This window comes from Nostoc sp. JL33, assembly GCF_017114985.1.
GTDB lineage: Bacteria > Cyanobacteriota > Cyanobacteriia > Cyanobacteriales > Nostocaceae > Nostoc.
In genome coordinates, this window is the sequence record NZ_JABXKP010000045.1 from 41,193 (window position 1) to 66,152 (window position 24,960).

Genomic DNA, 24,960 nt, shown 5'->3' on the forward strand with positions numbered 1-24,960 from the left:
AATAGCCCTACCTACTTCTAACTAAGGATTACTTGACCTCATCAGCCTCAAACTTTGTTACTTTACCTTTCTTAACCGCAACTATTACATCAAAGGTAGAACAGTAAGAAAAGGTCACATTATTGGCTTTGTTGTAAAGATTAACCACCATACCTGCACCACCGGGTTGAACACCTAGCGGTTCAAGATCGCCAAAAAAGAAACGACGTAGTTCATCACCACCACCAAACTGGCCCTTATGCTTGGTGACCAAATCAATCTTTTGCTGAGTAGTCAAACCTGTAGCATCTTTCTTTTCTGCGGCTGATGCTTGCACCAGTGAAGGACTTACAATTTTAAGTGGAACATCCCAGACTGTTAGCATACCAACAAGAGCAACACCTGTGAGCAGAGAAGAAGCAATTTTCATTTGTTTTTCCTTGTGTTGAAGTTTCCCGATGAACTAAAGCATCTCATCTGCTACTGAAGCTCAAGTGAAACCAATCTAGTAATTGTCTGAATTTATTCCTTAGAAAAATTTAGTTTAGACTCAGCAGATTCTCAGGAAACTCTGATATTTTCAATCTCAGCCTGCTTTAACGAAAGAATTCAGGAGTCAGGAGCCAGAATTCTCCAATTGAATTCTGTGCGAAAAAGTAGATAGCGTAGCGTTAGCGAGTATTTTCGAGTCGCGTCTGAATAACTGGGTTTAAGTCCCCCACGCTCAAGATTGCTGACTCCTGAATTCTTCTTCAATCAAGTGTTTTCTCAGATTCATCTCACCTTAAATTACCCAAGTTAGCTGAGTATATTAAAGAGTATTTTTTGCAGCAGTATTATTATGAGCAGACCGAGAAGATGGCATTCTTTTTTCTATAAAATTCCCGGTCAAAGCTATCTCTGGCTAGCAATTTTGATTTTTGGAGCTTCGAGTGCAGTTACCCGCAAGTTGACACAAATTGGCGCTCAACATTTCATGGATGGTCGAAATCCGATTTCTCTATGTAATGTTTTATTCGTAGGAAATCTATGTGCCTTGATAGTTATGTTACCTATTTATAGGCGACAGTGGAACAAAAAGGCTTTGCAGCAATTGTCAAAGACAGATTGGTTGGCGCTGATAGCGATCGCTATTTTATCAGGAGCGCTTGTCCCTGGCTTAATTTTCCAGGCATTAGCATTAACAGGGGTCAACAATATTATTTTGATTGGACGCTTGGAACCACCTCTGGCTATAGCTTTATCAGTCTGGTTACTGAGGGAACGGGTAAATCGTTGGGAAGTTGTAGGAGCGATCGCTGCATTTGTCGGGGTTGCCCTAACTATTTTTTTGCAACCCTCAGAGACGACTACGATCAACATGGGTGTTTTAAAATTAGGTATTGGGGAATTATTGGCGGCGATCGCAGCTGTAGCTTCAGTAGTTTCAACGATTATTGTTAAAGGATGGCTTTCCGATATCCCAGTGGGAATCTTTAGTATCTTTCGTACTGCTCTAGGAACTGTAATATTTTTCTTTACTGCTTTAGTTCTCTATGGCAGCGACCACTTTATGGATGTATTTTCACCTTTCCTGTGGCAGTGGATGCTTGTTTATGCTGCTGTAATTGTGGTTTTAGGTCAATCATTTTGGCTCAAGGGCTTGAGAGCTTCTACCGTGTCAATGGCTTCTTTAGCTGGCTCTTTTACTCCAATTGTGGGAATTTTGGCAGCTTATTTAGTATTGGGTGAAGTCCCTACCTTTGCTCAATATATCGGTGGTAGTTTGATTTTAGTTGGCATATTCCTTAGCCAAGTTGGTATTCGCTTTCAGATTTCTCGTAAAGTTGCAGCTCAATTAGAACAAGGTATGGGATTTAAAGGGATCTGAAAAGTAGAGACGCGATTAATCGCGTCTGTACAGGAGTATTGAGTAGAGACGCGATTAATCGCGTCTGTGAAATTATATGCAGCTTTTTTAATTCTTCTGGGTGGAAAACACGCGCCAGATAATAAAGACCGTAAAACCTAGATAGGTAAATACTGTCAGCCATTCTTGCCAGCTATCAAATTCATTATTCATCAGCAAAAGCCAGAAAATCAATATTTTTAAATCCTACACGCTGAAGTTGCCAGTGGCTGGGAGCATCCCAATTTTGCAAGAACATGTTTGTCATTGCGAAATGTTGCGACAGCGTAGTGAAGCAATCGCAAGATATGGGATTGCTTCTCTTCGAGACGCTACGCGAACACTCCACTACGTTGCGCTCGCAATGACAATTTATAACCTGGGTTTGATATAACTTGCACATTTGGGATGCTCCCCAGTCGCTTGCTGTATTTTGGGAGATAAAGGTTACTCAAAAATTTTTAGCGAATTTTCCGGAATCGATAACAGCAAAGTGGTATCACTTATTAGAGCATCGATATTATACTGAACCTCTATAACTAACCTTCGGGGAATATAGCCCCATTGTTTACGCTCAAAAGCCTGGTCACTAAGACTGGGCTTTTGATGTTTATACCAAGATGAGTACGGGAAAAACGAACCACAGAGGCACAGAGAACACAGAGAAATAAGAGTTTGAGAGAGTTTTGTCTAAGTTAGGGTCAGAGCAATCGCAGCACTTGTTTAAACTGTCTGCGTATCAAATAAAACTTTTTTCTTGAAACTTTTAAGAGATTTTATCGGTCTGGTTTTCCAAATTATCCAAAAATCAGCCAATGTTATCTTCTGCTCAAGGTATTCCCGGATTACCCGATTTGACGCATCCAATTGAGCTTGTCCAATTTGGAACCCAGGCGCTCAAAGCTTCACTGTTATTAGTATTTTTGGTCGTAGCTTTGGGTGTTGCGTACCTTGCCGCCGTAGGCATCGCACTGATCAGTTTTTCTCTCCGTCGAAGCAAGCCGGAACAAGTAATATTGATCGGCGAATGGGCTGTTGGTTATTCTCAACTATTGCGAGGATTACAACATTTAACCCTGGTATTAATTCTATTAGTACCGGGATTTTTTCTCTGTTCAACTTTAAGCAATCGCTACCACTACTGGGAACAAGCAAGGGTGGCTCAAGTTGCTGAAAGTGTTGCAGGCGAAAAGCTCGAACAATTTGCGCCGCAAGTGCGCTACTCTATTCGAGAGCCATACTCTTATAACACTCAAGTCAATGGCAAGATTGTCAAGGTAAATGAGACACGAGAAATTAACCGCTTCTTGACGTTGGCTGGTTCGCAAATTCAAGTCAAGCTTGACCAAAGCGTAGATGTTCCAGGCCGTAGCTCAGTTTATCAGGCAAATTATACTGCTGACTATAAAGTAGTTAACCAACTCAAGGATATTAATAATTTTTTCTTTGAAGTACCGCCTCCTAACGGTTACACACTTCTTGCTAGCTACAAAGTTGAACGTGATGGTACTAGGTTACAACAAACCAATCCGGGAGACTATGGCTTTCCCTTCCAGCTACAACCAGGGGAAGAAACCACTTTTCGAGTCACCTATCAGGCTGAAGGAGGGCCTCGCTGGGTTTATAGCGCAACGGGACAGTTGCTTTCTAATTTTAGCCTCATAGCAATTGCTAACTTTGCTCCGGCTGATTTTGCTAGTGGTGTTGTACCGAATGAGATTAAAGTTAACGGACGCAGTACACAATTTACTTGGAAATTTGACGATAATGTTTCAGTCAAAAATCCATTTGGAGTGTTTACCAACACCGAACCTATTCGTCATACGGGCGTAATTCCGCGTCTTTTATTGCTAGCACCAGCAATATTTTTGTGGTGGATATTGTTGTTATATTTGTCACTGCCAATGAGTTTTAAAAATATTGCGATCGCTGCTAGTATTTTCTTTGCTTGTCTATTGACTTTGACCTATCTAGCTCGCGTCATGAATGCTGAGTTGGCTTGGACTTTAATTTCCATCATCTTACTAATTTTAACATGGGGATTGGGAGCAAGCCGCAGTGCTTCCCTTGCTGCTATTATCTGCACTATTGCTGGAGCCGTATTACCCATCTTTGGATTATTAGTACCGTTCAGTGGACTCACCCTTAGCCTAGCGGGTTTGCTTTCAGCCGTTTGGCTAGCAGTTCGTCACTGGTATGGCTGGTACAGTTTGCACCCAGAAGACCAAAGATTGTAGGGCTGTAGAAAAACGCTAAATATTAAGTAATTCCGCTATGATTAGCGAAGTTTTAGCTAGAACAGCATTTATGGATAACGATTTACTAGCTTTCTGTGTGGGTGCTGGGTTACTCATTCTCTATCTCATTTTTTCTGCATTAACTGAAATGGGAACTAAACTACCCTGGAAGAAATAAGCTGATGGGACTTAAAAAATTTACATTTTTCAACCTGATTGGCTTGGAAAAAGGATTGACACTCCCCCGTTTATAAAACGGGGGATTCTTGGTTCCCTGACTCGCCATTAAACAGCAGGTTTGCACCAACCGCCCAAGAGGGCAAATCTCCCCAAGCGTAGCTTCCGGTGTGCCCCACCGTAGTTAATCCACGTTTCAGAATATTGATACTGGCGTTCACATCTCTATCTTCTACATAGTTGCACTGAGGGCAAACATGAGTCCTCGTAGATAGAGACTTTTTAACTTTAGTGCCACAGTTAGAACAGTTTTGACTTGTATTGTGGGGAGGCACGGCAACCGTTACCTTTCCATATTTATGCCCAAAATATTCTAACCATTGGCGAAAAGTTGACCAACCAGCATCAGATATTGATTTAGCTAGATGTCGGTTACAAACAAGCCCCTTCACATTTAAGTCTTCGTAGGCTACCAAATCGTTAGATTGGATGACGGAGTACGCTAGTCTCTTGCAATACTCTTTTCGCTGCCTACTTACTCTCAAATGCTTACGTGCATACCTAACTCTAGCTTTGTGGTAGTTGGTCGATTGTGGCTTTTTATCTTTTTTCTTGGCTAAGTCGTACTTCTTGGATTTTTTGCGATTAGCGCGGTTTAACTGTTTCTCAGACGAACGATAAAACTGGGGCGATAGTTCAACATTACCTTTGTTATCAGCAATGAAATACTTTAATCCCAAGTCAATACCTACCACTTGACCAGTGGGTTGAGTTTCAATATGAAGGTCAACACTTATCGCAAACTGAGCGTAATACCCATCAGCGCGACGCACTAGACGGACTCGCTTAATTTGCTTAATGTCGTAGTGGTTAAGGTCATAAGTCCCTTTTAACTTTAATCGGCCTATACCTTTCTTGTCTGAAAAAGTTATGGCTTTACGAGTAGTAGAGAGCTTCCACCCAGTTGTTTTGTATTCCACTGAACGACAGTGTTTTTTAAACTTAGGAAACCCCTTTTTACCCTTGGACTTCTTTTTGCAGTTGTCGTAAAACCTACTAATTGCGCTCCATGCACGTTCTGCCGCAGATTGCCGAGCCATTGAATTGAGTTCATTCGCAAAGGGAAATAAATCAGCAAGTACAGCACAATACTTATTCAAGTCGTATTTATTCAAGCCTTTAACATCCATCCATTGCCTTAAGCATTTGTTTTGGATGAATTGAGATGTACGAATAGCGTCATCTATCGCTCTATATTGCTTGTCTTTTCCCTTGATTTTAAACTCGTAAATTATCATTTGGCTCTCCTGCAAAGACGCACTCGCATTCGACCAACCAACTACATTATTATCCTATCACGATTAGCATAAGAATGCTGAATAAATTCAGCAATTCGCTTATATCCCCCGGATAAATCCGGGGGTTTTACGCATCACGACTCATAAACATCCTTTAGGCTGAGTTAATATACTTATTGTTCGATGGAGTGCCAAATGCGCGATCCACAGAAGAACCAGATTAAAATTGAGCCAGCAACCCTCGTTTTGATTGTTTCTATCCTAATACTCTTGCCTCTACTCTTTGTTGGTTTTTTATCGCAGTGATAGCTAGTGAGGAATAGTTAACAGATATATTCTCCCGACGTTTTTCACCAAATGCGAACAAGTCGCACTTTGTATTGCTGTGCGATCTTAACCCAAGCTGCTGAATTGTTAATGCATCGACTGGTAATGGCATTGCATCGACTGGTAATGGCATTGCATCGACTGGTAATGGCATTGCATCGACTGGTAATGGCATTGCATCGACTGGTAATGGCATTGCATCGACTGGTAATGGCATTGCATCGACTGGTAATGGCATTGCATCGACTTGCAAAAATTAACCTACCCTTGAATTTTTAGGATAACTAAAAAGAGTAAGTAAATTAGGACTTATATCATGTCCCGGCAATTAAGCATAATACCCGGAACCCCAAAGAGCCAAAGCTACGCTTCGTCTCCCCTCCCCGCTTGCGGGGAGGGGTTGGGGGTGGGGTTCTTTTATTATGGGTAATTTGGCGGACATGATATTACGCAATAACTCTCTGAAACTCTTATTCCTTTACGTCCTTCTCTGCCAGACGCTGCGCGTAACTTCCTTCTGCATAGGAGTATGCGGTTCGTTTTTTCATGATTTTGTGTAAGTCCTGTAAATGTAAGAGATCAATTTTCCTTTAATTTTCAAACAATGTTAGCGCGATGCCGTAGGCGTAGCCCGCCTTTTGTATCAGGTGCGTTACACTACTGTTAACGCACCTAATTACACCAAAACTACTTAGGCAAAACCTGTCGTAGTGCTGCTACAAGTTGGTCAACGCTTTCCTTACGACTATTAAAGCCCATCAATCCCACGCGCCAAACTTTACCAGCGAGTTCGCCAAGACCACCGCCAATTTCAATATTATGTTCATTGAGTAACTGCCGAGCGATCGCTTTACCATCTACCCCTGTTGGAATGCAGACAGTGGTAAGCGTTGGTAGTCTATACTCTTGCTCAACGTGCATACTCAATCCTAAATTCTCCAACTCTTGCCAGAGATATTCTACGTTCTTTTGATGCCGTTGCCAGGAGTTTGCTAATCCCTCTTCTGCAAGCAAACGTAATGCTTCCCGCAATGCATAGTATAAATTAATCGGTGCTGTGTGGTGATAAGTGCGTTCAGCGCCCCAATACTTGCCCAGTAACAACATATCCAAATACCAATTTGCAACCTTTGTTTGACGCTGTTGCAATTTCTCAACGGCACGCGGACTCATTGTAAAAGGCGAAGCACCAGGCGGACAACCCAACCCTTTTTGGCTACAACTATAGGCTAAGTCAACTCCCCAAGTATCCAAAAACAAGGGGACACCACCCAAACTTGTGACTGAATCCACTAGCAACAAAGTGCCAAATTCATCACACAAATCAGCGACACCTTCCAATGGTTGACGTGCGCCGGTGGAGGTTTCGGCATGAACTAGAGCTAAAATAGTTGGACGATGAGTTTTTAAAGCAGTTTGCAGTTCATCCAGGTTAAAGACTTGTCCCCAAGGTTTGGTAATGGTTCGCACATCCGCACCATAACGTCCAGCCATATCCACGAGGCGATTACCGAAGTAACCAGCTACACCAATTAAAACCACATCACCGGGTTCTACAGCATTGGCGATGGTTGCTTCCATTGCGGCTGTTCCCGTACCACTGACTGCAATCGTGAGTGGGTTTTCTGTTTGCCATACGTAGCGTAGCAACGACTGAATTTCATCCATGAGTGCGAGAAAAGCTGGGTCAAGATGCCCAACTGGGGAAGTATTCATTGCTTGGAGAACTGTAGGATGGGCATTTGATGGCCCAGGCCCTAACAGTAAACGCGATGGCATTTCTAGCGGTGTGAGTTGCAAGCGCCCAGAGTCGTTGATTGAAATTGTTTGCGTCATAATCTGTCTTCGCCTAGACGATACTTAACGGATCATAGAGCGAACGCATCACCGATGTTTTAGTGAATCTGTCATTTCCCAGAAGATGCGATGTCTGACGACAAGCCGCTTCTCTACGAACGCCAATAGCGTGTCGCAGACAGACGCACTCGCGTTTGCGTCTACGCGGCAAAGTATTATAGTAATTCAAGCAAATAAATGTGTGAGTATACTTATTCACTTACCTGGAGAGATAATTATGGTTTTTGCTGGCAAACCACCAAATAATTTAGGTGTTAACAACGGTAAACTAGCATCCTGCCCTAATTCCCCTAACTGCGTTTCTAGTCAGAGTGCAGATGCAACCCACAAAATTGCACCACTGACTTTTACATCTACTCCTGAAGAAGCGATTACTAATCTCAAAAAGATTATTCAGTCCTTACCAAGAACCAAAATCATTACCGAAAGTAAAGATTATTTATATGCAGAATTTAAAAGTGCTTTACTGGGATTTGTGGATGATGTAGAATTCTATCTAGACCGAAATGCTAATGTTATCCAAGTGCGTTCAGCCTCACGCTTAGGTCAAAGCGATTTGGGTGTCAATCGTCAACGAATAGAGACGATTAGAGCCAAGTTAAAGTAATTCGTAATTCGTAATTGAATTACGAATTAGTTAAACTGGACTGGATAATATTTGCGATCGCAACATTTGTGAGACTTAATTTATTTAAAAACTTTGACTCCAGACCACGACTAATCATTGCTGTCGGACTCGCTCTATTAGTTTCAGTAATCCTTCCGCGTTGGCTGCACTTACCCACTCGCATTCTCTGCGCTTGGAACTTTGGTGCTGACTTTTTCTTAGCCGTAACGTGGTGGAAGATGATTAAGGCTACCCCAGAAAAAATTCGCCGTTATGCTGAGGGTGAATATGAAGGACATTTGGCTATATTCATGCTGGTGATTGCTGCTGCTTGTGCTAGTGTTTTAGCCATTGTGTTTTTACTAACTGATAAAAAAGGGTTGTCAAAAATTCTGCTTAACCTACATGTCATACTTTCAATTATGACCATTGTCGGTTCCTGGTTACTAGTGCATACGATGTTTGCAGTGCAATATGCACACAGCTATTACAAATATATTATTCGTAATAATAGTGAAGAAATCACCGGAGGTTTAGATTTCCCTGATAACGACCATCCAGACTATTGGGAATTTTTATATTATTCATTTGTAGTTGGTATGACTAGTCAAGTTTCAGATGTGGAGACGAGATCAGCCGAGATGAGGCGCTTGACTCTGTTACATAGCATATTATCCTTCTTTTTCAACACCACTATTTTAGCTATGACTATTAATATCGTTGCATCGCTGATTTAAAAATCGCTTGACTCAGCCAAAAGTATGATTATTTGCTTCTCTACTTCTAGAAAGAGGAAATTCTACTGCAAGTTTTTTAAGATGAGCTTAAGTTGAGATAATCGGAGTAAGCTGATGGCTGATAAAACAATTAATGAATTGCCTAATGAAATTACAGAACAGTTACCTGAACACGCACAGCAGATTTTTGTAGCAGCATTAAATGCTGCTCAAAGTAATGGTTTGAGTGAAGAGGGTGCGCTTGATGTTGCTTGGAATAGTGTAAAGAATGAATACGAACCAGGCAACGATGGCAAATGGCAGAGAAAGCCTGAAGACACTGCTATACATCATAAATCTGTTGTGTCTGGTGGGAATTAGATAAATTTAAGCTTGGCAGAGGTATCTTTTGTTAGAGGTAAGACAGAATTTAAAGGGAATTCCATTCTTACGAAGCGGGCATGGAATTCCTCTTTCTTTTTTCACAACTTTTGCAAGATAATATAAATTTTGAACAAACTATAACTATTTAAATACTGGCTAGAAAAATATAGACAGAATATGCTAATTCAACAAGACGAAATAGCTATTCGTCTAATGCAAGATGAAATGGATGATTATGAGTTGATGGCAAGATGGTTAACTGATGCCCAAGTTTTGAAATTTTATGAAGGAAGAGATAATCCTTTTGATTTAGAAAGAATTATAGAAACGTACAAACCTATGATCAGTGGAGATGAGCCGGTTGTTCCGTGTCTGTTCTCCTATGAAAATATTCCCATTGGTTATTTGCAGTATTGTGCGCTCAATGACTTATCGCAAACCGATAGACAATTGTATCATCTCGATCAAACTGATTATGTGTATGCAATTGATTTATTCATAGGCGAAACTGACTATTGGAACAAGGGAATTGGTACAAAAATCTTGTCAGCAGTTATCAGTTATCTTTTTGAACAGCGACAAGCTGATAAAATTGTCATAGATCCTCATGTTGACAATCTTCGCGCTATCCGTTGCTATGAAAAATGTGGTTTTGTGAAAGTAAAGCTATTGCCCGCCCATGAGCTACATGAAGGGGAATACTCAGATTGTTGGCTGATGGCAATAGACCGAAAAAACCATTGCACTCCTAATTTTCAATAGTTTCTCAGTTAATGTCCGACAAGATACCGGCAGTCGCACACATGCCGAGACTATAGTCTAAGTTGGTCTAAAAGTATCTCACTAATTTAACTCGCGTGTTCCCAGTCACTAAGTAACTCATACTGTTGTGCTGTTTTCTTGCATTGGCGGAATGGTACTTTAGGAGTACCAATATTCATACCAGGAAAAGACTGTTTTTTAGTCTTGGTGGGTCTATTTTCTTGTGTCGTTGTCAACTGTTGGGTTTTCATTGGTAAATAAATTACTGATTAAAATCTCAGCACCAATCTATAACACCAATTTTCAAACGGCAACTTTCACTTTAAATAGCTTATTTCGTACAAATATTCACAATCCGATCGCTAGTAATATCATGTCTGCTTGATTGCTTATTAAACCCGAATAACCCCACCCCGCCAAAGCTACGCTTTGTCTCCCCTCCCCGCAAGCGGGGAGGGGTTAGGGGTGGGGTGTAATGACTGTGGTTAGCATAACTAATTATGGGGACATGATATAACTGTAAATTCCAATCAATTTCTTAAAAGTTTTGATCCCGCTTGTTTGGTCATTACTGCTAAATTCATCACACATTCAGGGAATTGGCGCTTTAATGCCGGAAACACCGGACAAGGCGCTTGTTCTTGTAAATTATCCGGCTTACTCCAAGTAAAGGGGGCTTTGAGCGCTGCTGACATCCACACCAGACGCTTGGCTCGTGTCATCGCAACGTAGAGTAAACGGTACTCTTCAGATGTTTTCAAATGCTTTGCTTGTTCCCATGCTTGTGTAACATCTGGTATGGTAGATTCTCCGTGGAGAGCAGCCCGAATTTGGGCGCGGGCTACTTCTGATAAGGTAAAATCCCCTAAGAATTGGCTTTGAGGAGGAACCCAAAATCTCCCAGGAATCAAGTTTTCGTGGAGAAAAGGAAGAAACACATAGTCCCAATCTAGCCCTTTGGCTTTGTGCATGGTAATAATGGTCAGTTGACCGCGACGAGTGTAACGCTCTTCCGAATCCTCGGTTTCCACTGGTTCAAATCGTTCGGAACTGACGATTTCACTTAAAGCTGACAGCATTCCACCCATCGAACTATTACCAGCTATCTGCTGGTTTACCCGTTCTGCGAGTTTGTCAGCAGTTGCCAATTCTGCCTGGTCGTAATTTAAGGTCAAGGCGAGAAAGGAAATTAGCTGGTATAGGGGCAATTCCAAGCGAGCGCGAAGTAAATTGCGACACAAGCGTGCAGCTTTTTGGACTGTTTCTGGCTGGGGTGCTGCTAGGGGGCCAGGATACAAAAATTCTTCTGGGAGACTAGCAAGGGCGTTGAGGTCTTGGGTAGGTATTAATTGGCGCTGTACTAATGCTTCTAGTGCGGCTTTGAGGTAATCGGGGGAGTGGGGGCGATCGCAAAATTGCAGTAATGCTAAAATTTCTTGGGGAACATGGGAACGGCGATCGCGTTCTCCCACATCGTAAAGTGTAATATTATGCTCTTTGCACACAGGTGTCAGAGCCTCTGCTAACCATCGTCCTTGGCGATTTTCTCGCACTAAAATCGCTGCACTATTTTGTGTTGGATCTTCGCCAAATAACTCGATTACTCTTTGAGATAACAATTCAACGGTGTGATGAATGTCACGCGGGGTATAAAGTTCCAGTCCTCGTCCTACTGGTGCGGGGTTGGCGTTATTTTGCGGATCACCAACTTCAACAGGGCGAATTGTCTGCAAGCGAAATGGTACTTGTCGGTTGTCAGAAATCTGTTGTCCGTTATTCGTTTTTGCTAAGGATTGATTATTGATCCATTTGAGGGCAAAGTTAGCAGCTTCAATGATAATTCTAGTACTACGACCAGCTTGATCCATCGTTGCCAATCGTTGGATGCGATCGCACTCTTCGCAAAATTGCCGAAAATAAATCGGATCAGCCGGGGTAAATGTGGAGTTAATCGCTTGGTTAGGGTCGCCAACTCTTACTAAATTGAGTCGGGAGTGAGGAGAGACCCGATTAATCGCGTCTCTACTAGGGAGTGAAGAGTTAGAAGTTAGGAGTGAAGAGTTAGGAGTTAGGAGTGAAGAATCATCTCCCCCATCACTTGCCAAAATTTCTAACAGCTGCGTCTGAAGAGGGCTAGAATCTTGGGCTTCGTCTTCAAAGACGGCGAATACTTGATTTTGCTCAATGTGACGGGCGCTGTCGTTTTCTAAAACGCGCAGTGCGGCTAAAATCATATCGTCATAGTCGATGAAGTCACGCGATCGCATTAACTTTTGATATTGCTCATACAATCCCGCCGCTACGCTCAAAATTGCATATTCATCTGTGGTTTGTTTACTCCATTCCCGCAATAATTCTGGCGATATCCCCGAACTTTTTGCTTCATGAATTACCGTATTAGCCAATTCCGGTAATACTTCTGTTCGCAACACCGATTGGCGACGCAATCTTTCTGTCTCTTCTCCGTCAAATTGATGACCTTCTAATAACCGCAAATATATTCCAGGATTATTTGCAATCCATTGCTCTACAGCAGTTCGGATAAAGCGGTGACTTTGAGTTGGTGTAATTAATGTGACATTTTCTAACTGCAAACCTGACAAATCAGAATGGCGGCTGGCAATGTTCAACGCTAGACCATGTAGGGTATAGACAAAAAAGCCCATCTGAGGTAGCGATAAATCATCTCGTAAGAATTTGCGAATTTTCGCTTTAATATTGGCAGCAGCCGAGCGAGTAAAAGTCACAACTACCAAGTGGCGGCGGGAGGATGAACGTTCATATTGACGTGCGATCGCGATCGCCGCCGCCGCCGCCATACCAGTAGATTTACCTGCACCAGGAACCGCAGAAATAGCCAAAGGGCCAGATTGCCAGTCAGCCATTTGTTGCTGTCCAGGGCGTAGATTGTTGCGAATTGCGAGAATCTTCTCTTGCAGGTTAGGAATAAGCGATCGCACTTAGATATTCCATCTGTACAAAGTGGTCGGTAGTTCTGATTTTAGGCTGAAGTTTCACGCTTGGCAGACTTCATTCTCTAATAGACATCTGGTGAAAATTAATTCTGCGTTGCTTGAAATCCTTAGTACGGACAATTCATGAATTGTCCCTACGTCATTTTCACTCCTATGTCTACTGAATAAGAATAGCATTATTTGCGATCGCAACAAATTATATAGTTTATATATACTACTTTAAATCCACTTCTACTTCCTATTTTGTCACCATTTAGATGTGTTTGCTCTGGGGAGGACACAACAACGTGTCCCCCTACTCAGCAGGAAAAGTATCCTGGAATCTGCCTTCTGACGTCAGTAGTTTCTGAAGTTGATCACGTTCTTATTTAATACTGACTCCTAGCGTATAGGAAAAATCAGGTTCAGAGTTAGTACCAAAGAAAGTTCCATTATTTTGAGGCAAGAAAGAATCTTTACTCACTGAAATGGAATACGTACCTGCACCCAGTAACCCGGTGATTGATGAGGATTTTTGAGTAGTCACTAAAGTCCCATAATCCTTAAACAGTCCGATAACTGCCTTTCCCGATGTCACTGTGTTGATAGTGATGGTTGCTGAATTTGGTAAATAAAATGTAAAAAAGTCAACATCGGGATTGCTCCCCGATTGAGGTGTTGCTACCTCGCCTGAAATATTTACTTTTGAGCCTGATGACAAGGTACCTAACCCTTCAGCATTCCCCAGTGTATTGTTTGTACTTTCTCCAGCATTTTCCCGCTCATAGAAAAGGAAGTCATCACTACGAAGTTGGAGATTGTTTTTCCCTTGCACAATACCGATGATCTCATCTGCCTGTCCCCCTTGCTGTGAGAATATTCGTGTGTTACCTCCAACAGCTTGCAAACGATAGTCCTGTGGAGTTCCTTTGAGTTGAATTCGATCTTGGCTAGAGTCGAAGTCAGTAATAGTAGCGAAGTCCCCAAAACCAGGATTTGTAACGTTGTTATCGTCGTAGAAAACATTTAAAGCGTCGCCCAGGACAAATGTATCTGCCCCAGCCCCGCCAGTCAACGTATCAAGCTCCCCTAATCCAGGTGGAAGCAGACTACCAGGATAAACACCGATGAGGATATCGTTTCCATTACCCCCATTGAGTAAGTCATTGCCCGGCCCGCCCTGGAGACTATCATTGCCGTCGCCACCATTGAGGGTATCATTACCAAAATTACCATCTAGGGTGTCATTGCCTCCTCTTCCATTCAGAGTATTGTTAACACTATTACCAAAGACGAAATTGTTAAGATTGTTACCTGTGCCGTTGATCGGGTTAGTTCCGAGTAGCTTCAAGTTCTTCAAATTGGCACCCAGTGTATAGGTGACAGAAGACTGGATGCTATCCTTGCCAAAAGTAATTGCCATGTTATTTATCTCCTTAATTTCTCAATAATGATGATACGCACAAAGCCGATTTAAGTAATTGCCCCTTTTGACGAACTCCTAGAACAAGGCAAAATTACAGGCTAGTACCGCTTTGCAGAATTCTATTTCGTTAAGAAACTAAATCGAAAAACCAGGAATTTGTTTTTGGCTGAATAATTCTGCTTGTAAAATATGAAGATACCGCAAAATCTAAAATCACACAAAGAATGCTTAATTTCTTAAGCATTTGGCTCTCATGATAAGTTAAGTAAGCGAGAATAAATCAAACTATGTTAAGTAATATTAAAAAATAGAGGTTGGCTCCTAGAGAGGGCTACCCTGCGGGAACGCTTCTCTACGAGAGGCTCCGCCAACGCCAACAGCCTTCAAAGTCGGGCTAAAGCCGATTACTACAAACCTTTAATTATTAACACCGTTCTACTTTCTTAACATCTGTTGAGATTATTGATCCAGTGCGTTCTCTTAAAAGTTATTACAAAATTTAGTTGAATTTTGTAATAAATCGAATTTATTCGTCAATCTGCCAGGAATCCTTAGTTAATTCTTCATCGAGAATTTTCTTAGGACGCACAATGATAATAATTTGTCCTAGTAGAGGAATTTCCGGCTCAGTTTCAAACCACTGAAAATCTAATTCACCACCATTTTCAACGACAAAGTAATTGGAGACATCCCATTCTCGTTGGGCACGATCTATCACTACTACAACGGGTTCTATTCGGCTTTGATTTTGGATAGGGAAGCGATCGCTATTGGCGATAATTACCACTGGATCTTCTGCCGCCAACAGCACTTGCCAACCTGGTAACGGTACCCAAGCTTGCTCTCCAGAAAACTTCACCATGCGAAATGGTTCAATTTCTGTGACTATAGGCACAGCTTGCAAGTCTTGCCGTGACAATGGCAACTCGCCTACTACCGGGACGATTCGGGGTAATTGTTCTTCAGATTCCAGGCGGTAAAAAGGTAAAATTGGAGCTGGACGCTGGGGAACAGTAGTAAAATCAGTTAGTAGCTGTTCGATTTTTTTCCTTGCTTCTGGCGTGTGAGCAAAGCGTAAACCTTTGGCGATCAGACGCGATCGCTGTTGTAAATCTGTATTTTGGCGTGCCCGTTTCCAAACTTGGTAAGCAACTGCATCCCCAGGATGGGCAGAAAACCCTTCTGGTAAAAGGCGGAAATAGGAGAACTCTTTAATGGCTTTGGCCACTTCCCGCGCCTCATCGGCATCGACTTTCTGAAGGAAAATGAGTTCGGCGGCGCTGGCGCGTTCTTCTTGAGTAAGCAAACGCAGTTCATATAAAATATCACTGCCGCGTGTGGCATAGTGCGATCGCGTTGCTGAGGAAGCTCCAAACTTTTCCAAAGAATTGTAAACTTGAGAACCAACAACCACCTGATTTTGTTGAATTGGCTCAAATCCAGTCGCCTCAAAAATTTCTTGGGGATTGTAACCGATTTTTAGCAACGAGGCGATCGCCATTCCCCATTCCACCCAGTTGCCTTGTTTTTGCCTGAGCTTTCGCAGTAATTCTTGTGCCACATCGTTAGTAGCATTTTCTTCGGGATTCTGAGCGTTGGGTGGTAGATCAGTCATAATCGCAGTGCAAGCTTCAACTTGAGAGGTTGATTAATACCTCATGAGCAAGTCCTATTCTAATCTATGAACTACCCAGAGCTACTGCCTTGAGTTCATCTGTGGAAACTTATCTCGACTTTAATTTTGAGATCGTCGGGGCGCACATGTGTGCATAAGTGTCAACTTAACGTAAAACTTAACCTAAAACTTATGTCCCGCAAGGCACTTCAGTTTTTTGCTAATAGCTCAAGTAATCTTTGGATGACAAAATAATCTGAAAAATCTTTAGTCTACTTTTTCTCTCTTCAGATGTTTGAGCAGGTCGATATCCTCTGTAGCACTTATAATTAGCGTATTTAAAAATGCAAATTAAGTCCGTAAAAACCCGTGATAGATTTGAGCTATTCTCAACTAAGCTTGGTATGGAATATAACAAGATAGTGAATATTTAAAGGAAATATGTTATGGATAAGTCCAGTCGCGAAATTGAGAAACTCCAATATCAAGTGATGACTCTCGAACGACCAAAAAAGCTGAAAATCCTGGTAGTTGACGATGAGCCAGATAATCTGGATCTGCTTTATCGCACCTTTCGACGCGACTTTAATGTTCTGAAAGCTGATAGTGGGGTGAACGCCCTACAAGTTTTGGCAGCAGAAGGGGAGGTAGCGGTGATTATCTCCGATCAACGGATGCCAGAAATGAAAGGAACTGAGTTTCTCAGCAAGACTGTACCTCAGTTTCCCGATACGGTAAGAATAATTCTCACCGGATTTACTGATATTGAAGACTTGGTAGAAGCGATTAATGCCGGGCAAGTCTACAAATATATCACCAAGCCTTGGGACCCAGGGGAACTGAAGGCAGTGGTGCAAAGAGCAGCAGAAACTTACGACTTGCTCAAGCAACGTACAGAAGAATTACGCCGTGCTCATGCTCAAATGGCGCTGCTGAGTGTTTTGGTACAGGTAACTCAAGCAGCTTCTAACTTAGAGGAAACTCTCGCTCCCATTGCTAGGGCTGTGAGTCAGACTTTTGGAGCAGAAGGCTGTATCATACAACTTACAGATGGAAATACTCTGATTGCGACTCAAGGAACTTACAGCGATACAGGTACAATAGAAAATTGGCTATCTCTTGACCCACTAACAAGGGAAGCGATCGCCACCGGGCAAATGCAAGTTTCCTTAAATGTACTTAAAGACACTAAATTAGTTGATGCTATTCACTACCAAAATACGGGTGTGCAAGCACATTTAGTTATCCCCATTAGCTACCGTAATCGACTTTTGGGCGTATTGTCCCTACAGTGGAAACAACCCTGCACTTTGCGGGAAGATGAATTAGTGCTAATTAATTTATTAGCGCAACTGATGGCGATCGCTCTTACTAGTAGTACTTACCATCAAACCATTGTGTAATTCTCATTTGTCATTTGTCCTTTGTCAAAAACCAATGGCCAATGACTAATGCCCTGTTTGGCCCATGCCCCATGTCCAATGACTAACGAAATTCAGACCATTTTTAACCGGATTGCTCCAGTTTATGACCAGTTGAACGATTGGTTGAGTCTGGGACAGCATCGAATATGGAAGGAAATGGCAGTGAAATGGAGTGCAGCTAAATCGGGTGATACTGCACTTGATTTGTGTTGCGGTAGTGGTGATTTAGCCTTACGTTTGGCACGCCGTGTAGGAGCAACAGGACAGGTGTACGGAGTGGATTTTTCGCCAAACCTGCTAGAAATTGCTTCATTACGCTCACATTGGCAGTACCCCCAACCTGCTATTAACTGGATAGAAGCCGATGTGCTAAATTTACCCTTTGATGATGATCAATTTGATGCCGCAACAATGGGCTATGGTTTAAGAAATGTTAAAGATATTTCCCGCAGTCTCCAAGAGTTATACCGTGTTTTGAAGCCGGGTGCTAAAGCCGCAATTTTAGACTTTCATCGACCAAGTAATCTTCAGTTACGTAGCTTTCAGCAGTGGTATCTGGACGCTTTCGTAGTGCCAGTTGCCAATTATTTAGGCTTAAAAGAAGAATATGCTTACATCAGTCCCAGCTTAGACCGCTTTCCCATCGGGAAAGAGCAAATAGAGTTAGCTCATCAAGTTGGTTTTGCTGTTGCCACACACTATCCCATTGCGAACGGTATGATGGGAGTGCTGGTAGTCAAGAAAAATGAGTGATGAGTTATAAGTTAGAAGTTATCAATTATCAGTAGTGATAAATTCTCATTTAAAATTTATCATTCCTAACTTCTGACTCTTGTACAGACGCGATTAATCGCATCTCTAACTCCTAACTTTTTTAATTCTTCGCTGTGGACTGGTCTCATCTTTGGCTTTATGTGTCTCCCCCGGTACTGGGTGGAATTATTGGCTATTTCACAAATGATATAGCGATAAAAATGTTGTTCCGTCCTTACCGAGCAATTTACATTGCTGGACAAAAAGTACCCTTCACCCCTGGATTGATTCCCCGCAACCAGGAACGTCTGGCTTTGAACATTTCCAAGACAATCATGGGGTCACTATTGACACCAAAAGAATTGCAAAATCTGGCGCGGCGTTTGTTGCAAACAGAACGCGTGCAAGCAGCAATTCTCTGGTTGTTGCAGCTGGCGATTGAACAAATCAAAACGGATAAAAACGAGAAAAGTGCCAAAATTGTGGCGGGAATTTTGCGGGATTTACTAGGGGAATCCTTGCCACGGTTACTCAAGGTTTTAGCGCGACGTGAAGACTTTTTGGAAGCGCAGATCAATCAAATTTTTGACCAGATATTGCTGGAATTTCAGCTGAGTGAAGAACAAGCCACGCGGCTTGCTGATTGGTTGTTGCAAGGAGTTATACCGCCAGATGTGCTCCGGCAGACGATAGTTGATTTTTTGACCGATCGCACAATTCAAATTATTGATGAAGGCTTCCGCGAAAAAACCAGTGGGACTTATTGGGTAGTAGCAAATTTGTTTGGCTTACGTAATACTCTGACGCGGCTACGGTCTTTTTGCTTGGATGAAAAAGAGGCTGCCAATACTCGTTTGCAGGAATTGACTCAAGATTTGAAAATGCGCGATCGCATTCGGAAATTACTGCAAAATTTATCATTACAAAACTTGCCAATGGGTACGGTGCGCCAACTGCGAAAGACTACCCGCGAAAGTGTCCGCCATTACCTGCAAAACAGTGGCAGCGATTTTTTACAAGGATTAACTGATTCTGTTGATTGGGAAAATATTGCTGTAGTACTGCTGAATCGCCTTAGTACTTCACCTGTCGTCAGTACTTCTTTAGAAGTCATGAGCCAAGAGTTGGCTTTAATTTTAGATAAGTATTTGGAAAAAGATTTAGAAGTAATTGTGGCGCAAGTAATTCCGATTTTGTCGATAGATCAAGTGATAGTTGACCGGGTGAAATCAACTTCCCCGGCTGATTTGGAAGCTGCAATTGAGGGAATTGTAAAAAATGAATTGCAAGCGATTGTGAATTTAGGCGGTGTTTTGGGCTTTGTTATAGGGTTATTGCAGACAGGGTTTTTAATATTAAGCCAATATTAGTTTTTTCTGGCTGAATGTAAATTTTTATAAAATTATAGTGACAAATTGCCCATATTCTGAAAAGAGTGAAATTGAGCGATGTCTACGACGGTCTCGTTTTTATTCAGAGCCACCCGGATTCATCCACAGCATAATAATTACGAATTACGTTAGCGCAGCAGTAGCGAGTCCGCAACCGTCATTACGAATTACGAATTACGAATTACGAATTATGTTGACTCACCTTCTATATCTGTTTGCAACAACTGTACATCTTCAATTGATAACCCAGTCAATTTTGCCACTTCCTCCAAAAGCATTTGGCTTTTGAGCAGATTAATCGCAACCCGCCGAATCCCCTCTTGTAAGCCTTCGGCTCTACCTTCGGCTCTACCTTCGGCTTTAGCTTCAGCCTCAATCTCTTGATAAATTACAGATTCGCGCATAATATCTCTCCGTAATACTCTTTGAATTAACCCTTTCTCTAATACTAGACCAGCTAGAATTGCTGTGGCAGCTGCGACATTTCTCTGCAACCGTTGGTCAGGAATCCTGATAATTTCCTGTGCTACTTGCTGTAATGTCCTTGCACGGTCATCTGTCTCACCCAACACCGCGAATGAAAATTGGAATTTTGAAGAAGCGATCGCTTAACTCAAAATCTGCGTCAAATCCAGTACAAACCCAGGCAATACATCCTCTCCTGATAAGCTGGTAGGCGATGTCTCCGACGGGCTACGCCTACGCAAAACCTCGACATCCTGGGTTTGATTTAGCAGGATTTCCACTCGCAATTTGCCAAAAACCTGAAAAGTGGCAGTCTGATTTTCTAAATACCTATGACTTCATGCTAGATGCGGAAAATCGATTTGTTTCATCAAAGATTTATGTTTGACTCTTCAAGGGATGCTTTATCAGCAAAGGCTCAATATATGCTTCTAGAGTATCTTTAACTTTAGAAGGCTGACGAATTGGAGCGATCGCAGAATAATCAGGTTTTACTGTCCAGTCATAATGGCGAAGCAGTGTAGAAAGCACAATTTTCATTTCCATTTGGGCAAATTCCATGCCTAAACATCTGTGCGAACCATGACCAAAACCCATTAGTGCTAAAGGATGTTTCTTATCTTCTTCACGAGGTGGTGCAAAGCGATCGGGGTCAAAGCGATCTGGATCTGTGTACAGTTCTGGTAGACGGTGAGTCAACATCGGCGAGATAGTCACAAACCAACCAGCAGGAATGCGATAACCTGCATACTCAATATCCTTAAGAACGCCACGATTATAGGCATACACTGGCGGATAAAGCCTTTCTGCTTCTTTTAAAACGTTGGTTAAATCTGGAAGTTGTTTGAGATGGGACAGATTAAGGGGATTATTTCCCACAACTGCTAATTGTTCTTGGCGCAGTCGCGATCGCCATTCTGGGTGATTACCTAGTTCAAATATTACCCAACTGAGCAAGGAGGCTGTCGTCTCGTGTCCAGCAAACAGCAGTAGCAATGCCTCGTTGATTATCTGTGCTTCGCTCAATTTATTGCCGTCTTCATCAACAGCTGCTAGCAGCAATCCCAAAACATCTTTTGATTCTTCTAAGTTACCTTGCTCGATACGTTGGGCGATGGCTTGACGTAAGAAAGCCACTAACTTACCCCTAGCATTTTGACCGCGACCATATAACGTAAAAGGGACATTCCATTTCAATATCGCCATACTGCTATCTAGCAGTTGTGTAAACCATTGACTGGTTTGCTCAACTTCGCTCTTGTTCTGACTTCCCAAAAACAGGCGAGTCGCAACCATCAGGGTAAGCTGGCGGAAACTAGAATTTAAAGGAATCGTTCTCTGTCCCCAATCTTTGAGGAAGTCTTGCACAATATTTTCGATGGTGTCGAAATATGTAGCGATCGCGTTTCCGTGAAATGCTGGATACATTAAGCGACGAGTTAAACGATGTTCTTCCCCATCTTGTAATAAAATATTGTTGCCAAATGTTGGTTCTAAGAAATACCACCCTATGCGCGACGACATGTGTTCCGCCTGTTCCACCAGTACCAGCCGATTAGCATCAGGGCCAATTAAATAAGCACGTTTACCCCCCATGACGCTCGTTTTAAAAACTGAACCATACTGCTGGAATCGTCGCCATAGATACAACTCTGAACCCCGAAATATTTCCAAAGTCTCCCCCAAGATGGGTAAGCCATAGCTACCAGGCATTTCTTCGGCGGATTTTAGCTGCCGCATATTTGAGTACCTCCAGCAGTAATCAGCTACAGTATCTACTTAATTGTAAAGCGTAGTTAGGTTTTGCAAAGCTAAATTACCACTCGCGGTAGAGTTTTTCTGCATAGAACATAATCTCTTCATTTGGCAATCTAATTTTTGGTTTTTGTCGAGGATACAAACTTTCAACTGCACCTGTATCTTGTTCAATAACTGTGGCTGCTGCTTGTAAAACTGAATTTCTAAACAGAAGTTTCATCAAAGGATTGACGACTTTGGCATACATCAAAATAAACGTCTTGGTGATTTTTCCTGTTTCCGGGTAGAGAATATGAATTTGAGCAATATCACCAATAGGCGTTTGAGCAAAAAAAGCTGTAGTTGAAGGGAAAGCGTATTCGAGTGTGTTAGCAAGCGTTTTCGGGAAGATTCCCAAAATAGGATTTTTGAGAATTTCTCCTAGCGTGTTGTTGGCTCTCGTCAGTTCTTGTTTGACTGTGGTATAGTATCCTTTTTCTTCAAAATAACTTACATGACAAGATGTAATTTTAAATAGTTCTTTATGAGTACCATTTTGGTGGTTATAATCATAGTTAACCATCAGATTACTCAAGAATTTTCCATGAATACTTTTTTCGCCAGTTACTCCCATGAACTCGTATTCATCTACAATTCTCTGATGCAAATCTGGAATGGGCAATCTTGGCTCAAATCCCGCATAAGTCCAGATACAATCATTGCTAATAATTAGCTCTAATGGTTTAGTGATTGCCTGAGTGTCCTTTTTTTCTCCTTGCTGTAATCTGCCTTTTCCATCAAATTCTAGTGCATGAAAAGGGCAAGTAATAGTATCTCTCTCTTCACAAACCCAGCCGTCTGATAAGGGTGCTTGCATATGCGGACAGATGTTATCAAGGGCAAGTACTTCGCCTTTTTGGTTTTGCCAAATAACATAATCTTGTCCGTTTAAAGTAATTTTATTAGGTTTGTTCACTCCTAATGTAGATTTGTGCGCGATTAACCAAGGCGCACCAGGTAAGATTGGTTCCATTTTCCCTCCAAAATTTTGAGAATTTGTTTATTTAAAGTTCAGGAAATGTGCTAATAAAACGTCACGCGATCTTAAAAGTTGTGTTTGACAACCTTATGTGAGTTGTCTGAAATTTTACTTTTGAATGCAAATTGAGATAAGTAAAGTCTTGTCTGCAATGGACGAACTAATATTACCGGGCATTTGCTCGGCTAATTTTGGCTACTGCATTGCTGAATTATGCAATTAACTAACTAATTTTTTAGTTAATGAGTATTAATGTAATAAATTTTATCTTCTATGTCAACTACTAACCAATTTTTTAGTTAATATATTTTCGTTATGATGATGGAGCAATGTGGGTCGTTCAACGCAGTCAAAATTTTCAGCTAAAAAGCCGCGTCAGGTGCGCGATGCAGAAGCGACAAAAAAGCAGATTCTCGATGCGGCGGAAGCGGAGTTTGCCAGAAATGGACTTCAAGGGGCGCGGACAGAGGCGATCGCTAGAGGTTCAGGTGTCACCACAGCGATGATTTACTACTATTTCCAGAGCAAAGAAGGACTATATCAAGCTGTTCTGCAACGTCCTGTTGTGGAGATGCACGAAGGGTTTGAGCAGCTAAATCTGGATCAGTTCCCACCAGAGGAGGCGTTGAAGGTGCTAGTCAAAGAAGCGATCGCCTACGAAGCTGCTCATCCGCACAGAGGAATGCTTTGGTTTCAAGAAGCAAACCAAAATCAGGGAAAGTATTTCAAACAGGGGAATTGGCAAGAAAATTTTAGCTATCTGATCAAGATTTTAGAGCGGGGGATGGCTGAAGGTTGTTTCCGTCAGATCGATCCATTTCTCACCACTCTGCATATTATTGGGGTTTGTAATTTATACTTCAACGCTTACGAAAACATCAAGCATACTAGACCAGATTTACAACTGCTGAGTCCAGAAATGATTGAGCAGCATACTCAAGCAGCAGTTAATTTTATTTTGGCTGCTGTGCGACATAGTGAGGGTTAGGGTTTGAATATTAGGAAACTGCGTAGGCGTAGCCCGCCGTAGGCATCGCGTGCCAAAGAGTCATAATAAAAAACTAGAGTAAGTAAATGACTTTCTCTTTCTCTCCATTAAAAAATAGGAGTAACAAGATGAACGCTCATAAAGTAGAAGCTGTTTTAACTGAAGATGGAACTTTAATACTGCGGGGCTTACCTTTTCATGCAGGTGATGCTGTGGAGGTAATTATTCTCGAAGCTAAAACTTCACAGCCTCAAGAAGCACTACCTAGCCAGTTAGAAACCAATCTTTATCCAATGCGCGGGAAACTACTCCGTTATGATGATCCAACAGAACCCGTCGCTTTGTCAGATTGGGAAGTTTTGCAATGATTATACTTGATACACATATCTGGGTTTGGTGGGTTGATGATAACGAGCGATTAACTAAAAAACATCGGGAATATATAGAAGAATATCAATCTCAGGGTTTAGGAGTAAGTATTGTTTCTTGTTGGGAGGTTGCCAAACTAGTCGAAAAAAATCGATTAGTTTTTTCTTGTTCAGTTAATGAATGGCTGGAAACAGCTTTAGCTTATCCCGGAATACAGCTATTAAATCTGACGCTGCCGATAGTGGTTGATTCAACTCAATTAAGCGGATTTCATAGCGACCCTTTTGACCAAATTATTGTAGCTACAGCTATAAATTATGCGTGTCCTTTGTTAACTGTTGATACGAAAATCCTTAATTATTCTGGTGTGGTAACGCTTTTATAAACACTTCTACCTTGTATTGTCTATTGATGAAGATGAAACTTGACTTACTAAAACTAAATCTGGCGATCGCTTACGAATGGTCAAATTAAGTTACTCCAGCGATTATCAAGCGATCGCATCTAAAGCTGGGGTGTAGAGTCAGTCAGGATTAGAGATGTCCACATATATTAGTGGACAAAAAC

The 24,960-nt window shown here is 41.9% G+C and carries 25 protein-coding genes; 14 read left to right on the forward strand and 11 right to left on the reverse strand.

Translation table 11 applies throughout. The features are described from left to right. Nucleotides 1-28: 28 nt before the first annotated feature. The gene (locus HWQ23_RS12235; RefSeq protein ID WP_292828399.1) at nt 29-409 is read right to left on the reverse strand and encodes a hypothetical protein; all 381 of its coding nucleotides are present in this window, start codon (nt 407-409) and stop codon (nt 29-31) included. A gap of 411 nt (nt 410-820) precedes the next feature. Between HWQ23_RS12235 and HWQ23_RS12240 the strand changes: the two genes are divergently transcribed. From HWQ23_RS12240 to HWQ23_RS12250, 3 genes are all read left to right on the forward strand, one after another. Next, nucleotides 821-1,849 (forward strand): DMT family transporter, encoded by a 1,029-nt coding sequence (locus HWQ23_RS12240; protein ID WP_292828402.1) that lies wholly within the window; start codon nt 821-823, stop codon nt 1,847-1,849. A gap of 833 nt (nt 1,850-2,682) precedes the next feature. After that, a complete protein-coding gene (locus HWQ23_RS12245; protein WP_292828405.1) occupies nt 2,683-4,104 on the forward strand; it encodes a hypothetical protein in 1,422 nt (473 codons plus the stop codon). Between the two features lie 37 nt (nt 4,105-4,141). Then, the gene (locus tag HWQ23_RS12250; RefSeq protein WP_292828408.1) at nt 4,142-4,282 is read left to right on the forward strand and encodes a hypothetical protein; all 141 of its coding nucleotides are present in this window, start codon (nt 4,142-4,144) and stop codon (nt 4,280-4,282) included. A gap of 70 nt (nt 4,283-4,352) precedes the next feature. On the opposite strand, the gene HWQ23_RS12255 is transcribed toward HWQ23_RS12250, so the two are convergent. The 3 genes from HWQ23_RS12255 to HWQ23_RS12265 form a co-directional block, all read right to left on the reverse strand. After that, the gene (locus HWQ23_RS12255; RefSeq protein WP_292828411.1) at nt 4,353-5,579 is read right to left on the reverse strand and encodes an RNA-guided endonuclease InsQ/TnpB family protein; all 1,227 of its coding nucleotides are present in this window, start codon (nt 5,577-5,579) and stop codon (nt 4,353-4,355) included. A gap of 256 nt (nt 5,580-5,835) precedes the next feature. Beyond that, on the reverse strand, nt 5,836-6,159 hold the full coding sequence (locus HWQ23_RS12260; RefSeq protein WP_292828414.1) for a hypothetical protein: 324 nt from the start codon (nt 6,157-6,159) through the stop codon (nt 5,836-5,838). Between the two features lie 434 nt (nt 6,160-6,593). Then, nucleotides 6,594-7,742, reverse strand: coding sequence for an alanine--glyoxylate aminotransferase family protein (locus HWQ23_RS12265; protein ID WP_292828417.1), 1,149 nt, complete (start codon nt 7,740-7,742; stop codon nt 6,594-6,596). Between the two features lie 238 nt (nt 7,743-7,980). On the opposite strand from HWQ23_RS12265, the gene HWQ23_RS12270 reads away from it, so the two are divergent. From HWQ23_RS12270 to HWQ23_RS12285, 4 genes are all read left to right on the forward strand, one after another. After that, nucleotides 7,981-8,370, forward strand: coding sequence for a DUF1499 domain-containing protein (locus HWQ23_RS12270; RefSeq protein WP_292828420.1), 390 nt, complete (start codon nt 7,981-7,983; stop codon nt 8,368-8,370). 14 nt (nt 8,371-8,384) lie between these two features. Then, nucleotides 8,385-9,107: a DUF1345 domain-containing protein gene (locus HWQ23_RS12275; protein WP_292828423.1), complete on the forward strand. Its 723-nt coding sequence runs from the start codon at nt 8,385-8,387 to the stop codon at nt 9,105-9,107. A gap of 114 nt (nt 9,108-9,221) precedes the next feature. Continuing rightward, nucleotides 9,222-9,467 (forward strand): ChaB family protein, encoded by a 246-nt coding sequence (locus HWQ23_RS12280; RefSeq protein ID WP_292828426.1) that lies wholly within the window; start codon nt 9,222-9,224, stop codon nt 9,465-9,467. Nucleotides 9,468-9,647: 180 nt separating this feature from the next. Next, complete coding sequence (locus HWQ23_RS12285; protein WP_292828429.1) at nt 9,648-10,232, forward strand: GNAT family N-acetyltransferase; 585 nt, start codon at nt 9,648-9,650, stop codon at nt 10,230-10,232. 86 nt (nt 10,233-10,318) lie between these two features. On the opposite strand, the gene HWQ23_RS12290 is transcribed toward HWQ23_RS12285, so the two are convergent. The 4 genes from HWQ23_RS12290 to HWQ23_RS12305 all read right to left on the reverse strand — a co-directional run bounded on the left by HWQ23_RS12290 (nt 10,319) and on the right by HWQ23_RS12305 (nt 16,227). After that, nucleotides 10,319-10,483, reverse strand: a complete 165-nt coding sequence (locus HWQ23_RS12290; protein ID WP_292828432.1) for a hypothetical protein — start codon at nt 10,481-10,483, stop codon at nt 10,319-10,321. 279 nt (nt 10,484-10,762) lie between these two features. Next, entirely contained in the window at nt 10,763-13,192 is a 2,430-nt protein-coding gene (locus tag HWQ23_RS12295; protein ID WP_292828435.1) for an ATP-dependent helicase, read from the reverse strand. Between the two features lie 379 nt (nt 13,193-13,571). Continuing rightward, nucleotides 13,572-14,609 carry a calcium-binding protein gene (locus tag HWQ23_RS12300; RefSeq protein WP_292828438.1) on the reverse strand — a complete coding sequence of 346 codons (1,038 nt, stop codon included), beginning with the start codon at nt 14,607-14,609 and terminating at the stop codon, nt 13,572-13,574. Between the two features lie 529 nt (nt 14,610-15,138). Next, a complete protein-coding gene (locus tag HWQ23_RS12305) occupies nt 15,139-16,227 on the reverse strand; it encodes a RuBisCO accumulation factor 1 (protein ID WP_292828441.1) in 1,089 nt (362 codons plus the stop codon). A gap of 446 nt (nt 16,228-16,673) precedes the next feature. Here HWQ23_RS12305 and HWQ23_RS12310 point away from each other — a divergent pair, with 446 nt between their 5' ends. The 3 genes from HWQ23_RS12310 to HWQ23_RS12320 all read left to right on the forward strand — a co-directional run bounded on the left by HWQ23_RS12310 (nt 16,674) and on the right by HWQ23_RS12320 (nt 19,774). Then, the gene (locus HWQ23_RS12310) at nt 16,674-17,630 is read left to right on the forward strand and encodes a response regulator (RefSeq protein WP_292828444.1); all 957 of its coding nucleotides are present in this window, start codon (nt 16,674-16,676) and stop codon (nt 17,628-17,630) included. A gap of 78 nt (nt 17,631-17,708) precedes the next feature. Continuing rightward, a complete protein-coding gene (gene ubiE / locus HWQ23_RS12315; protein WP_292828447.1) occupies nt 17,709-18,404 on the forward strand; it encodes a bifunctional demethylmenaquinone methyltransferase/2-methoxy-6-polyprenyl-1,4-benzoquinol methylase UbiE in 696 nt (231 codons plus the stop codon). A gap of 134 nt (nt 18,405-18,538) precedes the next feature. Further along, the gene (locus tag HWQ23_RS12320) at nt 18,539-19,774 is read left to right on the forward strand and encodes a DUF445 domain-containing protein (RefSeq protein ID WP_292828450.1); all 1,236 of its coding nucleotides are present in this window, start codon (nt 18,539-18,541) and stop codon (nt 19,772-19,774) included. 209 nt (nt 19,775-19,983) lie between these two features. Here HWQ23_RS12320 and HWQ23_RS12325 read toward each other — a convergent pair whose 3' ends face one another. Beyond that, nucleotides 19,984-20,367 (reverse strand): RpnC/YadD family protein, encoded by a 384-nt coding sequence (locus HWQ23_RS12325; protein ID WP_292828453.1) that lies wholly within the window; start codon nt 20,365-20,367, stop codon nt 19,984-19,986. A gap of 107 nt (nt 20,368-20,474) precedes the next feature. On the opposite strand from HWQ23_RS12325, the gene HWQ23_RS12330 reads away from it, so the two are divergent. Next, complete coding sequence (locus HWQ23_RS12330) at nt 20,475-20,648, forward strand: hypothetical protein (protein ID WP_292828456.1); 174 nt, start codon at nt 20,475-20,477, stop codon at nt 20,646-20,648. Here the strand turns inward: HWQ23_RS12330 and HWQ23_RS12335 are convergent. Both HWQ23_RS12335 and HWQ23_RS12340 read right to left on the reverse strand, forming a co-directional pair. Continuing rightward, nucleotides 20,639-22,000 (reverse strand): cytochrome P450, encoded by a 1,362-nt coding sequence (locus HWQ23_RS12335; protein WP_292828459.1) that lies wholly within the window; start codon nt 21,998-22,000, stop codon nt 20,639-20,641. The two genes, HWQ23_RS12330 and HWQ23_RS12335, sit on opposite strands and share 10 nt — an antisense overlap. Nucleotides 22,001-22,076: 76 nt before the next feature. Beyond that, nucleotides 22,077-23,030, reverse strand: coding sequence for a Rieske 2Fe-2S domain-containing protein (locus HWQ23_RS12340; protein WP_292828462.1), 954 nt, complete (start codon nt 23,028-23,030; stop codon nt 22,077-22,079). A gap of 337 nt (nt 23,031-23,367) precedes the next feature. On the opposite strand from HWQ23_RS12340, the gene HWQ23_RS12345 reads away from it, so the two are divergent. The 3 genes from HWQ23_RS12345 (at nt 23,368) to HWQ23_RS12355 (ending at nt 24,778) form a co-directional block, all read left to right on the forward strand. Further along, nucleotides 23,368-24,024 carry a TetR/AcrR family transcriptional regulator gene (locus HWQ23_RS12345; protein ID WP_292828465.1) on the forward strand — a complete coding sequence of 219 codons (657 nt, stop codon included), beginning with the start codon at nt 23,368-23,370 and terminating at the stop codon, nt 24,022-24,024. Between the two features lie 128 nt (nt 24,025-24,152). Continuing rightward, nucleotides 24,153-24,392, forward strand: a complete 240-nt coding sequence (locus tag HWQ23_RS12350; protein ID WP_292828468.1) for a hypothetical protein — start codon at nt 24,153-24,155, stop codon at nt 24,390-24,392. After that, nucleotides 24,389-24,778: a type II toxin-antitoxin system VapC family toxin gene (locus tag HWQ23_RS12355; RefSeq protein WP_292828470.1), complete on the forward strand. Its 390-nt coding sequence runs from the start codon at nt 24,389-24,391 to the stop codon at nt 24,776-24,778. The genes HWQ23_RS12350 and HWQ23_RS12355 overlap by 4 nt, the downstream gene beginning before the upstream one ends. The last annotated feature ends 182 nt before the right edge of the window (nt 24,779-24,960 follow it).

What these genes read in the sequence shown, in the direction of transcription:
- HWQ23_RS12235 (WP_292828399.1), bottom strand. Translation starts at nt 409, where the DNA reads ATGAAAATTGCTTCTTCTCTGCTCACAGGTGTTGCTCTTGTTGGTATG.
- HWQ23_RS12240 (WP_292828402.1), top strand. Translation starts at nt 821, where the DNA reads ATGAGCAGACCGAGAAGATGGCATTCTTTTTTCTATAAAATTCCCGGT.
- HWQ23_RS12245 (WP_292828405.1), top strand. Translation starts at nt 2,683, where the DNA reads ATGTTATCTTCTGCTCAAGGTATTCCCGGATTACCCGATTTGACGCAT.
- HWQ23_RS12250 (WP_292828408.1), top strand. Translation starts at nt 4,142, where the DNA reads ATGATTAGCGAAGTTTTAGCTAGAACAGCATTTATGGATAACGATTTA.
- HWQ23_RS12255 (WP_292828411.1), bottom strand. Translation starts at nt 5,579, where the DNA reads ATGATAATTTACGAGTTTAAAATCAAGGGAAAAGACAAGCAATATAGA.
- HWQ23_RS12265 (WP_292828417.1), bottom strand. Translation starts at nt 7,742, where the DNA reads ATGACGCAAACAATTTCAATCAACGACTCTGGGCGCTTGCAACTCACA.
- HWQ23_RS12270 (WP_292828420.1), top strand. Translation starts at nt 7,981, where the DNA reads ATGGTTTTTGCTGGCAAACCACCAAATAATTTAGGTGTTAACAACGGT.
- HWQ23_RS12280 (WP_292828426.1), top strand. Translation starts at nt 9,222, where the DNA reads ATGGCTGATAAAACAATTAATGAATTGCCTAATGAAATTACAGAACAG.
- HWQ23_RS12285 (WP_292828429.1), top strand. Translation starts at nt 9,648, where the DNA reads ATGCTAATTCAACAAGACGAAATAGCTATTCGTCTAATGCAAGATGAA.
- HWQ23_RS12290 (WP_292828432.1), bottom strand. Translation starts at nt 10,483, where the DNA reads ATGAAAACCCAACAGTTGACAACGACACAAGAAAATAGACCCACCAAG.
- HWQ23_RS12300 (WP_292828438.1), bottom strand. Translation starts at nt 14,609, where the DNA reads ATGGCAATTACTTTTGGCAAGGATAGCATCCAGTCTTCTGTCACCTAT.
- HWQ23_RS12305 (WP_292828441.1), bottom strand. Translation starts at nt 16,227, where the DNA reads ATGACTGATCTACCACCCAACGCTCAGAATCCCGAAGAAAATGCTACT.
- HWQ23_RS12310 (WP_292828444.1), top strand. Translation starts at nt 16,674, where the DNA reads ATGGATAAGTCCAGTCGCGAAATTGAGAAACTCCAATATCAAGTGATG.
- ubiE (WP_292828447.1), top strand. Translation starts at nt 17,709, where the DNA reads ATGACTAACGAAATTCAGACCATTTTTAACCGGATTGCTCCAGTTTAT.
- HWQ23_RS12330 (WP_292828456.1), top strand. Translation starts at nt 20,475, where the DNA reads ATGTCTCCGACGGGCTACGCCTACGCAAAACCTCGACATCCTGGGTTT.
- HWQ23_RS12335 (WP_292828459.1), bottom strand. Translation starts at nt 22,000, where the DNA reads ATGCGGCAGCTAAAATCCGCCGAAGAAATGCCTGGTAGCTATGGCTTA.
- HWQ23_RS12340 (WP_292828462.1), bottom strand. Translation starts at nt 23,030, where the DNA reads ATGGAACCAATCTTACCTGGTGCGCCTTGGTTAATCGCGCACAAATCT.
- HWQ23_RS12350 (WP_292828468.1), top strand. Translation starts at nt 24,153, where the DNA reads ATGAACGCTCATAAAGTAGAAGCTGTTTTAACTGAAGATGGAACTTTA.
- HWQ23_RS12355 (WP_292828470.1), top strand. Translation starts at nt 24,389, where the DNA reads ATGATTATACTTGATACACATATCTGGGTTTGGTGGGTTGATGATAAC.